Genomic DNA, 12,234 nt, shown 5'->3' on the forward strand with positions numbered 1-12,234 from the left:
GTGCTCTGTGGTAAGGGGCTTGGCAATTCGTGAACCCGGTATTAAAGTCCTGCTTCATTATGAAGCAAGTACATAACTCTCAGTCAAAATTCGACCGCGACCCCGACGGCAGCCTCTTCGATCCCCGAGTGAGGTCCGCCATGGCCCTGTTCACCGAAGGAGAGACCACCCTCGCGCTGGAGAGCGCGGGAGCGATTCGCAGCGCCTTCCACGCCATCGAACGTCTGCGCGCCCGGGGGGCCGAGGGGCGCGGGCTGAGCGCGGGGGCGCTCGATCTGCTGATTCGGCTGAGCGCCGGGCCCGAGGGCGGGATCAGCATCGGTGAGCTGGCCCAGGCGGCCGGAGTGACGTCGCGTAATGTCACCGGTCTGGTCGACACCCTCGAACGTGACGGACTGGCCGAGCGGGTGCCCGACGGCCGTGACCGCCGTTCGGTCCTGGCGCGGATCACACCCGCCGGGCTGGAGTGGCTGGAGGCCTTCCGCAGGCCCACCCAGGTCGCCATGACATCGGTCTTCCGGGGCTTCACGCCCGACGAGCTGACCCGGCTGAGGCATCTGTGCCTGCTCCTGGTCGAGAACCAGGACCGACTCGACCAGTACCTGGGCCGGCCCGGCGGTGCGAACGCCCAGCCGTGAGCCTCCGCCGCACGGGCACGGCGTCCGTACCCGTGCGGCGGCGCCGTGGCCCGGGCGCGGGGGAGACCGGCCCGTACGGCGAGGGCGCCCGACGGGGCCGGAGACCAGCGGGGGACCGGAGGCGGGTCACCCGGTCGCCCCGGCCGGGGTGCGCCGGGTCCGGCGGGCCGACCAGGATGAGCCATGACCCAGGTGCCCCAGGCCCAGGGGCTCGCTCGAACGCTGTTCGGAGCGGGCCTGATCGCGACCGTGGTCGAGCTGGCCTGGTACGGGTCCGACGACATCACCCACGCGCTGACCTACGCCGGGCGCATCAGCGGATTCGTCTGTCTCGCGGCGGCGCTGGCGGTGATCGCCGCCTTCGGCGCCTTCCTCGACTGTCTGCGCCACAGACCCGCCCGGTACTCCGGCGGTGTGGTGCTGGCCGGGGTGCTGATCTCCCTGTTCTTCAATCTCCTGCTCCTCGCCCTCCAGATCGACGGGGGCGGCTACACGCACTTCCTCCTGTTCTGGGCGCTGCTGATCCCCTGGTCCTGCTGGGCCCTGTGGCGGCTCCACCGGCTGGGGGTGTGGGGAAGCCTCCCGCACCCGAGAGGTTTCGCCGCCGGCGTCGTCGTCTCGGTGGTCGTCGCCTTCGGCAGCTTCAGCTACAACCACGTCTACCAGCCGTACAAATTCCCCGCCCTGGTCTCCACCGCCGTCGAGTTCCGCCCGGCGACCGTCGCGGACGGAGTCCTCAGCCTTCCGGTCGTGCTGCGCACGAGGAACCGGGGCCAGGTGGCGCTGTACGTCGCGGGAAGCCTCTTCCAGGTGAACGGCCGGCACGGGGACACGCGCAAGGAACCGCGAACGGCCGACGAGCTGCGGGGCGACGTCGAGGAGGAGCAGTGGGACCTGCTGCGGCACACGGAGGTCGGCGCGCCGGCCGTCGACGTGCTCGCGCAGGGGCGCTACATCCTGTCGGGCAGACTGCTGCAGCCCGGCGAGGAATCGCTCAGCCAGAAGGTCGTACAGATCCCCCTCGACGCCCCGTACGACGTGATCGCGGCCAACGCCGTCGTCGTCACCCTCAGAGCGGACCGGGCGACCCTGCTGACCGATCTCCACCGATCCACCGAGACGTCCTGGACCGTGCCGGAGTGGAAGAAGCATCCACGGGACCCCGACTGGGTCGCCTCCCACCGATTCAGATGGCCGAGCGTCCAGTACCGCTCGCCCGTCGCGCACAGCAACGCCCTGCTGGAGCACAGCCGTCCCACTCGCGAACTGACGGTCTGGTGGGTCCTGAAACCCCCCACCGGGGAGTCCCTCTGGGCCCCCTATCTGGAGTACCTGATCGCCCCGGAGGGGGAGGACCGGGCGCCGCCCTCCCCCGCCGCGCGCCGGCGCATGACCGAGCGGTACGGGCTGTCCGCCACTCCCAGCGGCGCCTTCATCGCCCCCCTGGCCGCACTGGTGCAGCAGGCCCGGGCGGCGGACTGACCGCCCCGCTCCCCGCCGGCCTCGGTCACCGCAGGCGCGCAAGAACCAACGCGTCGACGAAGAAGGCCTGTTGCTCAGGTCGCGGAACCCCTGCGCCGCGACCGGAACGCCGGTTAGGGTGGCAGCCCCCATCGGCCGTCGACCGGCTCGCCGCGGTCCGCCGCGCACCGCCGGCACGGCGAGCAGTCTCCCGGAGACCCCGGAATCGACCAGACAGAGAGCCGCCGACCCATGTCTGCCCACCGGCCGGACGAAGAGCCCCGACCCCGCTCGACCGGACGCACCGAACACGGCGTACGGACGACCGTACGGCGGACCCACCCCGCGCTCCCCGCGCTCGCCCCGGTCGCGTTCCTCGCCGCGCTGACGGCCGTCGTGCTCGGGGTGCTGTACGCCGGGCACAGCCGGCCCGCCGGGGCGGACGCGCGGATCCAGGCAGCGGTGGACGGGGTGTCGCCGCGGTGGCGGAGCGCCGCCCTGGCCACCGACTTCCTGGGGGAGCCCGCCGGAGCGGCCGCGCTGGTCGTGGCCGCCGCGGCGGGCTGTCTGCTGCTGCGGCGACCCCGCGCCGCCGCGCTCGCCGTGGTCGGCACCGGCCTGGCCGTCGGGACGACGAAGCTGGCCAAGCCCCTGGTGGGACGCACCATCCACGGCGAGCACCTGTCCTATCCGAGCGGGCACACCGCCTTCCTCACCGCGCTCGCCCTCGCGGTGGCGCTGCTCGCGGTCGGCCGGCTCGGCCTCGGCAGGACGGCCGGCGCCTCGCTCGTACTCCTCGCGGCGCTGGTCGCCGGCGCCGCCATGGGCTGGGCGCAGCTCGCGCTGGGCGCGCACTACCCGACCGACGTCCTCGGCGGCTGGTGCGCCGCGCTGGCGGTGGTGCCGGCGACCGGGTGGCTGATCGACAAGGCGGCCGACGCCGCCCGGCCGGGGCGCCGCTGACGCCGCCTCACGCCAAGCGGCGGAACGCGGGCTTCACCGGTCGTCCGCCCAGCCAGGGGGTGGGATCGGCGCAGTCCAGCGCCTTGCGGTACACCGCGCAGGCCTGGGCCACCGTTTCGACGGTACGGTCGATGTCGGCGTCGTCGAGCGCGGCGCTCACCACGAACGACGGGGCGAGCACCCCGCCCTCGATGAGCCGGCGCAGGAACAGGGTGCGGTACCGCTGCGACGGCCGCCGGTGCTCGTCGAGGGTGGCGTACACCAGATTGCTGGCCCGGCCCCGGACGACGAGGTGGTCGCCGACGCCCATGGCGGCGGCGGCCTCGCGGACGCCGGCGGCCAGCCGGTCGCCGAGGGCGTGCAGCCGCGCGGTGACGCCCTCCTCCGCGTAGGCGCCGAGGACGGCCATGGCGGCGGCGAGCGAGTGGGTCTCCGCGCCGTGGGTGGTGGACAGCAGGAACACCCGGTCGTGGGAGTGGCGCAGTCCGCCGCGTTCCATGAGATCGCGGCGTCCGGCCAGCGCGGAGACGGCGAACCCGTTGCCCAGCGCCTTGCCGAAGGTGGAGAGGTCGGGGACGACGCCGTACAGCCCCTGCGCGCCGGCCGCCGACCAGCGCAGACCGGTGATCATCTCGTCGAAGACCAGGACGCAGCCGTGCCGGTCGGCCAGTTCGCGCAGGCCGGCGAGGTATCCGGGCGGCGGCTCGGTGTGGGTGGCCGGTTCGAGGATCAGGCAGGCGACCTCGTCCCGGTGCCGGGTGAGCAGCTCCTCGGTGGCGGCCAGGTCCCCGTAGGGGAAGGCGAGGGTGAGTCCGGCGGTCGCGTCCGGGACGCCGGCGGACATCGGCGTCGCGCCGATGAACCAGTCGTCGGTGGAGAAGAAGGGGTGGTCGCCGCAGAGGGCCACGCGCGGGCGCCCGGTGACGGCGCGGGCGAGGCGCACCGCGGCGGTGGTGGCGTCGGAGCCGTTCTTCGCGAACTTCACCATCTCGGCGGTCGGCACGGTGGCCAGGAAGAGTTCCGCGGCCTCGGCCTCGACGATGGACGGCCGGACGAAGTTCCCGCCGCGGTCGAGTTCCCGCCGCACCGCCTCGATCACGCGCGGGTGGGCGTGGCCGAGGCTGACCGACCGCAGGCCGGAGCCGTACTCGACATAGCGGTTGCCGTCGACGTCCCACACATGGGCGCCGCGGCCGTGGCTGATGACCGGGGCCAGGCCCTCGGGATACTGGTCGTCGCCCTTGGCGTAGGTGTGCGCGCCGCCGGGGATCGCCCGGTGCAGCCGCTCGTTCGCCAGCCGCGACCGGGGCAGGAGGAATTCTCCGCTGTCCACGCCGGCCTCACTTCTCCCGTCGGCGCAGGACCTCGGCGAGGCTCGGGGCCTCCCGGTCCCGCGGGGACGTGGACAGGGCCGGCAGCGGCCACGGAATGGCCAGCTCCGGGTCGTCGAAGGCGATCGTCACATCCTCGGCCGGATCGTGCCGGCGGTCGATCCGGTACGAGACGTCGGCGGTCGCGGTCAGCGTCTGGAAGCCGTGCGCGCAGCCCGCCGGGATGTACAGGGTCGTCTGCGCGTCGCCGGAGAGTTCGAGGAAGACCCGGCCGAGGTAGGTCGGCGAGTCGGCCCGCAGATCCACGACGACGTCGAAGATCCTCCCGTACGAGCACCGCACCAGCTTGGCCTCGCCGGCCCCGGAGCGCAGATGGAGTCCGCGCAGCACTCCCCGGGCCGAGCGGGAGACGCTGTCCTGGACGAAGGCGTCCGGGTCGAGGCCCGCCGAGCGGACCACGTCGGCGTCGAAGGTGCGGCAGAAGAAGCCGCGCTCGTCGGAGTGGAGCGTCGGCTCGAAGAGGTGCGCGCCGGCGATCGCCGGGACTCCGGTCGCTTTCATGGGGTCTCCCGCAGGGCGTGGGTGGGGCCGGCCGCCGGGAACAGGGCGGCGGTCAGGGCGGTGAACTGGTCCTCCAGCCGCCGGGCGGCGATCCGGTTCCGCTCGGCGAGGATCCGCCGCAGCCGCGCCGATCCCCGCTCCAGCGCCCGGAACTGCTCCAGCAGCCGGTCGGGGTCGACCTCGCGGGCCGGGTGGCAGTACGCGTCCAGACCCATCCGGGCCATGAGCGCGTCGCTCTTCGCCGCGTAGCTGAGCGCGAGCGTCGGCGTGCCGACCCTCAGCGCGCAGACCAGGTTGTGATAGCGGGTCGCCACCACGGCGTCGGCGGCCGCCGCCTCCTTCATCAGATCGGCCAGCGAGGCCGCGTCGGCGGCGCTGACCAGCGGCGAGTCCACCGCGTCGAGGATCGCGTCGACGACCGCACCGTCGGCCGCGTCGCCGGTGAGCAGCCGGACCCGTCTGCCGTCCGCGGCCAGCGCGCGGACGAAGCGGGTCGTCCCGTCGAGATAGCGCCGGTGGATCTCCTCGGCCCGGGCGCGGTCGTCGTCGCCGCCGTGGAAGGCCATGACGCCGACGCAGACCGGGCGCGGCGGGCCACCCGGACCCGGGGGCGCGCCGGCGGCCGGCGCGGGCAGGGCGAACGCGAGGTCCGGATAGACCTCGTCGCGCGCGGTGTCCACGCCCATCGCCCGCATCGCGTCGCGGGACTGGGCGTCCCGGTACGAGCGGTACGCGGCCAGCCGCGCCGACCAGCGCACCAGGACCCGGGTGGGCCGGCTGCCGATCGCGGCGGCCCCGACACCGACCAGCGCGACCCGGACGCCGAACAGCCGGCCGGTCGCGCAGAGCAGGAGGAGCGAGTACGGGAACCCCCACGGCCGCAGCGGCAGCGTGGCCTCCAGGACGCCCATGCCCGGCACGATCACCACATCGTGCCGCCGCACCCAGGCGGCGGTGCGGAAGACGTCGACGAGTTTGCCCAGACCCTTCGCCGCGATCGCGCCCGCGCGCGAGGCCGTCCGGTACTCCCCCCGGTACCAGTGCAGCCGCGTCGCGGGGATCCCGTACCGCTTCGCGACCGTCTCGGGTCCGCCGCACAGCGCGTCCACGACGGCCTCCGGATGATCGGCGCGGAGTCGGCCGAGCAGGGCCTCCAGCGATCCGTCGTTGCCGAGATTGCCGGAGCCGAGCAGGCCGAACACCCCCACGCGCACCGGGGTCCCGTACGCGGACCTCATGCCCGTCCGCCCTCACGGCCCGCGACGAGGGCGTCGACGGAGACGGCGGCCCGGCCCGGGCCGACCGGGTCGCGGTCCTCGACCCGCTCGCCCGCGCCGCCCGGCCGGGCCCGGCTGGCCGCCCAGGCGGCCAGATGGCGGTAGCACGCGCGCCGGTCGGCCGGGGACAGCGGCGCCCGCCGGATCGCCGCGACGAAGCCCCAGACGTACTCGGCGAGCAGCCGGGGCGTCGGGTGCAGCGGGCCCGCCCGGCGCGGGTCCAGATTGACGCACCGGGAGCGCTTGGAGGGGTTGGCCCGCTCGGCGCGGGTGGGGTGGTCGCGGCGGAAGTACAGCAGCTCCGGCACCTGGTGGAAGGGCCCGTGCAGACCGATCTCGGCGACGAAGGTGCGGTCCGCGTGGTGGTAGCTGTCGTGCGGCTTCACCCGCCGCAGCACATCGGCCCGCATCACCCCGTAGAAGTCGTCGCCGCCCGGCTCGAACAGCATGCTGCGGAAACGCTCCGGCGGATGCGGCGAGGCGGTGGCGAGCCCGTACGCGTACGGCACCTTCACCCGGCCGTCGCCGTCGATGACCGCCTGGTCGGAGTGGGCGAGGATCACCTCCGGCCGCTCGTCCAGCGCCTCCACACAGCGCCGCAGCAGATCCCGGGCGTACAGATCGTCGTGCGAGGCCCATTTGAACAGCTCGCCGCGGCACTCGGCGAACACCCGGTTGTGGTTCGGCGCGGCGCCGATGTTCCGGGGCAGCCGCAGATACCGGACGCGCGAGTCCCGCGCGGCGTACCGGCGGCAGATGCCCTCGGTCCCGTCGGTCGAGGCGTTGTCGGAGACGACCAGCTCGAAGTCCTCGTAGGTCTGGCCGAGCAGGGCCTCGAACGACTCGGCGAGATACTCCTCGCCGTTGTACACGGGCAGGCCGACGCTCAATCGGGGAGAGCGGCGAAACGCGGTCATGACGTCCTCACTTCACGGATCGGGTTCTGGTGGTGCTCACGCAGGGCGGAGCGCAGTTGCAGCAGCCACACGGCCGAGGCGCTCACGGTCGCGGCGGCCACGCCCCAGGCCGAGCCGACCGTGCCGGCCGCGGCCGCCCCGCCGAGCCCGCCGCCCACATAGCAGGCGGAGGCGAACAGCTGGCAGCGCAGGCTGCGCCGGGCGGCGGCGAGGGCGCGCAGCCCGGCCGCCGCGCCGACGCCGAGGCCCGCGCCCGCGACGCCGAGCGCGGCCGGCACGATCAGCTCCGACGCGGAGTGCCAGACCGCGCCGAGCACCAGCTCGCCGAACCGGTCCGGCACCAGCAGCAGCGCCCCGCCCCAGAGCAGCGCGCCGGCGGCCTGCCCGCCGCCGAGCAGCAGACAGAACCGGCCCAGCCGGTGCGGGGCCCGCCGCAGCACCCGTGCCGCCTCGGCGACGGTGACCAGCGACAGCCCCATCAGCACCGCGAGAAACGGGCCGAGGAGCAGCTCCGCGCCCCGGACCACGCCCACCGCGCCGACCCCGACGATCGCGCCGAGCCCGTACGCCCTCAGCTGGGCCGCGCCGCTGACGCCGACGTTCTCGACCAGATACCGGTAGCCGAGGTCGCGGTGTTCGTGGAGCCAGCCGCGCGCCGCGGCCGGCCGGGGGCGGATGCCGGACTGGAGGCGGCCGTACCCCGCGGCCACCGCGGCGGCCGTGCCCCAGGCGAGCACGAAGGCGGTCACGGTGCCCGCGTGGGCCGCCGCCACCATGGCCGGGACGAGCGCGACGCCCCCCAGGAGGTCGTTGACGAACGCCTTTTGTCCGGCGCCCGCGGCGAAGAACGAGAACCGCCAGGCGTCCTGGAGCAGCAGGCCCGGGAGGATGACGCCGAGGGCGGCGAAGGCGAGCCCGAGCCGGCCGCCGAGACCGAGCCCGACCGCCAGACAGACCGCGCCGACGGCGGCGCCGACGCCGAGCGCGGTGCCCGACGCCCGGGCCGCCGCCGCACGCCAGGACGCGTCCGGCACACCGCTGAAGCGCACCATCAGCGGGTCGGTCGCCAGCCCGCGGGAGACGCCGAGCACCACGCCGTAGGTCACCCAGGCCAGACTGAACACGCCGAACGCGGCCGGTCCCAGCGAGCGCGCCACACAGATCCCGACCGCGAAGTTGGTCATGCTGCAGACCGCCTGGTCGGCCAGTCCCCACGACAGCCGGCCGGCCAGGGCCCGCCCGGCGCGGGGCCCGGCCGCCGGGGCCCTCGTCCGCCGTCTCCCGGTGGCCATCGGCGTCATGCCTTGATCAGCCCGGCGCCGTGCAGGGCGTCGGCCGCGGCGGCGACGGTGTCGAACGGCAGCCCCGACCGCTCGGCGACGTCCAGCAGACTGTGCTCGCCGTCGGAGAGGCTGAGCACCCAGAGCATCGCCAGCTGGGCCTGTTTCGCGTCGCTGCGGCCGCCGAGCGAGTCGTACAGCCCGCGCCGGCCCAGCTGCGGTTCGCCGTAGGGGCTGAGGTTGAGATACCTCCGGTTGCGCTCCAGCACGGCGAACGCCTCGCGGCAGACGCCGAGCGTGTCGGCCATCGCCGCCGGGGAGACGAAGTCCACATTGTCCGCCGAGGTGTGGTACTCGGGGTAGCCGGCGTACGGGGTCCGGCTGAGCGAGCCGACTCCGAGGTCGAACCCGGGGGAGCAGAACTGCCGCTCGTCGTAGCCGTACGGAGTGAACTCCACGACGCGGTGCGGGCGGTCGGAGGCGAGCAGCACATGCCGCATCACCCGGTCGATCTCCGCGTCTCCGCGTCTGCTCTGCTTGTACGTCAGCCGGCCCGGGTCGCCCGCGCAGGCCAGCACCAGCCCGTGCTTGACCCGCTCCACCCGCTCCGCGTTGCGGGCCAGCCAGGTGATCGCCCCGATGGTGCCGGGCGCGAACAGGAACCGGTAGGTGTACCAGGGGGTGGTCTCCGCCAGCGCCCGGGCCAGGAACACCGCCACCGCGACGCCGGCCAGATTGTCGTTGGCCAGCGACGGGTGGCAGACATGACAGGAGACGATCACCTCGTCGGGGACCTGCCCGGGGATCACATGCTCGGCGTAGGTGAGATGGCCGTCGGCGAGGGTGGAGTCGACGCGCACCTCGTAGTCGCCGTCCGGCAGCGCGTCCAGGGTCTCCTGGGCCAGGCAGAATCCCCACTCCGGCCTGTAGTAGCTGGTCCGGTACGGCACCCAGCCCGGGTGGTCCGGCAGGGTGTGCAGATGTCCGCGCAGCTCGGCCAGCGGCATGGTCGCCGACACCGGAACGCTGTAGCCGAGCACGTGCAGGCTGGACGCGGCGAAGTCGACGACCCGGCGGCCCGAGGCGTCGGCGATGTACGCGTCCCGGATGTTCCACTCCTGCGGGACCGTCCAGTCGAGCACCCGCGTCCCGGTCGGCACCTCGTGCACCTGGAGCGGAAGATACTCGCCGACGATTCCCAGGGTGGCGCGCACCCCGTCGCCCGTGATGCTCCGGCACAGCGGGTACAGCCGCTCCACCAGGGCGTGCATCCGCTCGCCGACCCCGGTCACCGGCGCCACCGCAGGGTCTCGTCGACGGCGCCCGCGCCCTGCCGCCCGAGTGCCGCGCGCAGCACGGCCAGCCGGGTGAAGCGCTGGTCGAAGTCCTCGCGGGTCAGCCCGTGCTCCCGGTAGGCGTCGGCGAGTTCGAGCGCGCCCCGCTTCACCGACCACTCGCACTCGAAGCCGGGGACGGCGGCGCGGAACCGGGAGAAGTCCACCCGGTACGACCGGGGATCGGCCCCGTTCTCCCCGGTGATCACCACCTTCGCGCCGGCCACCGCCTCGGCGACCTGCTCGGCTATCTCCGCGACGGTGACGTTGTTGACCTCGCTGCCGATGTTGAACGCCCGGTCGTGCACCGCCTCGCGCGGCGCGCTCAGCGCGGCCGTGAAGGCCCGCGCGATGTCGGCGGCGTGCACCAGCGGACGCCAGGGGGTGCCGTCGGAGAGGACGAGGACCTCGCCGGACAGGAGCGCGTGGCCCACCAGATTGTTCAGCACGATGTCCGCGCGCAGCCGGGGCGAGTGGCCGAAGGCGGTGGCGTTGCGCAGGAACACCGGGCTGAAGTCGCCGTCGGCCAGCGCGTGCAGATCGTCCTCCACCCGCACCTTGGACTCCGCGTACGGCGTCACCGGGCGCAGCGGGGCGTCCTCGGCGACCAGCTCGCCGCCGCCGGCGGCGCCGTAGACCGAGCAGGTCGACGCGTACAGGAAACGCCGCACCCCGGCGCCCCGGGCCAGCCGGGCCAGCCGCACGGACGCGTGGTGGTTGATGTCGTAGGTGAGGTCCGGGGCCAGCGCTCCCAGCGGGTCGTTGGAGAGCGCCGCCAGATGGACGACGGCGTCCACCCCGGCCAGGTGCCCGGCCGTCACGTCGCGCAGATCCACCCGGTGCCCGGGCGGGTCCGCGGGCGGCGGGCCCAGCACACAGTCGGCGAACAGGCCGGAGTCCAGCCCGACGACCTCGTGTCCGGCGGAGCCCAGGATCGGGGCCATGACGGTGCCCAGATAGCCCTGATGCCCGGTCAGCAGTACGCGCACGGTTCATTCCCCCAGGTCGAGAGTGAGTTTGGCGACGGCGAACGCCTCGGCGTAGCGCGTGTGGCATTCGATGCCGCGGATTCGCGCGAGGCCGAGAAAGGCCTCCCGGTCGTACCAGGGCCGGTGCCGCTGCGAGGGGTAGTGCTCCTGCAGCAGCCGCGCCTTCTCCTCGGCGGTCTCCGGCGACAGCGGCTGGTACGCGGAGGGACGGCCGAGGTCGCCGTCCCATTTGACGATCTCGTAGCCGAGCACGAGATGGTCGCGGAACGCGGTGGACACCAGCTTCGCCAGACCGCGGTGGTCCTGGTGCGCGTCATCGGTGCGCGGGGCCAGCACGAGATCCGGCTCGGTCCGCGCGCGCAGCTCCTCGACCGCGGACTTGGCCTCCTCCCACCGGGCCGGCAGCCGCCCGTCCGGCAGCTTGAGCACGGTCAGCCGCAGGTCCGCGCCCGGGCAGAAGGCGGCGAGCGCGGCCCGCTCCTCCCGCTCCCGCTCGCCGCCGCCGCCGGAGAGCACCAGCGCGTCGACGCGGAGGCCCGGCCGCGCGCGGCACATCGTGAGCAGGGCGCCGCCGGCGCCGATGGCGATGTCGTCGCAGTGCGCGCCCACCACGACGAGGCTCCCCAGGGGCCCGGCCCCGAGCCGTATCACGCGGTCCCCGCCGCGACGCCGCCGGTCCGATACGCGCCCGCCGGTACGCCGTCCCGCTCCCACACCGCCCACGGGCGGTCGCCCCGCGCGTAGGCGGCGTCGAGCGCGGCCCGCTCCTTCACCGTGTCGGTCGGCTTCCAGAAGCCGCGGTGCCGGTGGGCCAGGAGTCGGCCGCGCTTGGCCAGCCGCGCGCATCCGTCGCCGACCAGGTCCCCGTTCTCCGGGATGTGGTCGAAGATCTCCTGACGGAGCACGAAGTAGCCGCCGTTCTCCCACAAAGGCAGCTCGCTCACCGCGGTGATGCCTCCCACCAGGCCGTCCTCGCCCAGATCCACGCAGTGGAACGAGGACTGCGGCGGCACCACCATCATCGACGCGCCGGCGTCCCGCCGGGCGAACCGGTCGATCATCTCCGGCAGCGGGGCGTCGGTGAGCACATCGGCGTAGTTGGCGAGGAACATCTCGTCGCCGTCCAGATGACGCCGCACCCGGCGCAGCCGCTCCCCGATCGGGGACTCGATCCCGGTCTGCACAAAGGTGATCGTCCAGTCGGCGATGTCGGTGGACAGCAACTCCGTCCGCCCATGGCTCAGCACGAAGTCGTTGGACGCCGTCTCCTCGTAGTTGAGGAAGAAGTCCTTGATGTGGTGCGCCCCGTAGCCGAGGCACAGAATGAACTCCCGGTGCCCGAAGTGCGCGTAGTAGCGCATGACGTGCCAGATCAGCGGCCGCGGGCCGACCAGCGCCATCGGCTTGGGCAGGTCGTCGAAGGCCCCTTCGCGCATGCGCAGCCCGTAACCGCCGCAGAACAGTACGACCTTCATGCTGTGAC

General features: G+C 73.8%; 12 protein-coding genes. 3 read left to right on the forward strand and 9 right to left on the reverse strand.

Translation table 11 applies throughout. The features are described from left to right. Positions 1-59: 59 nt before the first annotated feature. From ACF089_RS06050 to ACF089_RS06060, 3 genes are all read left to right on the forward strand, one after another. Positions 60-638 carry a MarR family winged helix-turn-helix transcriptional regulator gene (locus ACF089_RS06050; protein WP_392022439.1) on the forward strand — a complete coding sequence of 193 codons (579 nt, stop codon included), beginning with the start codon at positions 60-62 and terminating at the stop codon, positions 636-638. A gap of 183 nt (positions 639-821) precedes the next feature. Next, a complete protein-coding gene (locus tag ACF089_RS06055; RefSeq protein WP_392022442.1) occupies positions 822-2,120 on the forward strand; it encodes a hypothetical protein in 1,299 nt (432 codons plus the stop codon). Positions 2,121-2,351: 231 nt separating this feature from the next. Further along, a complete protein-coding gene (locus ACF089_RS06060; RefSeq protein ID WP_392022445.1) occupies positions 2,352-3,062 on the forward strand; it encodes a phosphatase PAP2 family protein in 711 nt (236 codons plus the stop codon). Between the two features lie 7 nt (positions 3,063-3,069). Here the strand turns inward: ACF089_RS06060 and ACF089_RS06065 are convergent, their stop codons facing one another. From ACF089_RS06065 to ACF089_RS06105, 9 genes are read right to left on the reverse strand one after another with little or no spacing between them, the layout of a single operon-like run. Then, the gene (locus ACF089_RS06065; RefSeq protein ID WP_392022447.1) at positions 3,070-4,395 is read right to left on the reverse strand and encodes a glutamate-1-semialdehyde 2,1-aminomutase; all 1,326 of its coding nucleotides are present in this window, start codon (positions 4,393-4,395) and stop codon (positions 3,070-3,072) included. Positions 4,396-4,402: 7 nt separating this feature from the next. After that, on the reverse strand, positions 4,403-4,954 hold the full coding sequence (locus ACF089_RS06070) for a dTDP-4-dehydrorhamnose 3,5-epimerase family protein (RefSeq protein ID WP_392022448.1): 552 nt from the start codon (positions 4,952-4,954) through the stop codon (positions 4,403-4,405). Beyond that, complete coding sequence (locus tag ACF089_RS06075) at positions 4,951-6,192, reverse strand: polysaccharide pyruvyl transferase family protein (RefSeq protein ID WP_392022450.1); 1,242 nt, start codon at positions 6,190-6,192, stop codon at positions 4,951-4,953. Before ACF089_RS06075 ends, ACF089_RS06070 begins: the two co-directional genes overlap by 4 nt. Continuing rightward, positions 6,189-7,148 carry a glycosyltransferase family 2 protein gene (locus ACF089_RS06080; protein ID WP_392022452.1) on the reverse strand — a complete coding sequence of 320 codons (960 nt, stop codon included), beginning with the start codon at positions 7,146-7,148 and terminating at the stop codon, positions 6,189-6,191. The genes ACF089_RS06075 and ACF089_RS06080 overlap by 4 nt, the downstream gene beginning before the upstream one ends. After that, a complete protein-coding gene (locus ACF089_RS06085) occupies positions 7,145-8,449 on the reverse strand; it encodes a hypothetical protein (protein WP_392022453.1) in 1,305 nt (434 codons plus the stop codon). Before ACF089_RS06085 ends, ACF089_RS06080 begins: the two co-directional genes overlap by 4 nt. Next, on the reverse strand, positions 8,446-9,729 hold the full coding sequence (locus tag ACF089_RS06090; RefSeq protein ID WP_392022454.1) for a DUF4910 domain-containing protein: 1,284 nt from the start codon (positions 9,727-9,729) through the stop codon (positions 8,446-8,448). The genes ACF089_RS06085 and ACF089_RS06090 overlap by 4 nt, the downstream gene beginning before the upstream one ends. Next, positions 9,717-10,751 carry an NAD-dependent epimerase/dehydratase family protein gene (locus ACF089_RS06095; protein WP_392022455.1) on the reverse strand — a complete coding sequence of 345 codons (1,035 nt, stop codon included), beginning with the start codon at positions 10,749-10,751 and terminating at the stop codon, positions 9,717-9,719. The genes ACF089_RS06090 and ACF089_RS06095 overlap by 13 nt, the downstream gene beginning before the upstream one ends. A gap of 3 nt (positions 10,752-10,754) precedes the next feature. Then, entirely contained in the window at positions 10,755-11,402 is a 648-nt protein-coding gene (locus ACF089_RS06100; RefSeq protein WP_392022456.1) for a PIG-L deacetylase family protein, read from the reverse strand. Further along, complete coding sequence (locus tag ACF089_RS06105; protein WP_392022457.1) at positions 11,399-12,226, reverse strand: glucose-1-phosphate cytidylyltransferase; 828 nt, start codon at positions 12,224-12,226, stop codon at positions 11,399-11,401. The genes ACF089_RS06100 and ACF089_RS06105 overlap by 4 nt, the downstream gene beginning before the upstream one ends. Positions 12,227-12,234: the final 8 nt, after the last annotated feature.

Origin of the sequence: Streptomyces sp. NPDC014894 (assembly GCF_043080985.1) — a bacterium.
Taxonomy (GTDB): Bacteria; Actinomycetota; Actinomycetes; order Streptomycetales; family Streptomycetaceae; genus Streptomyces.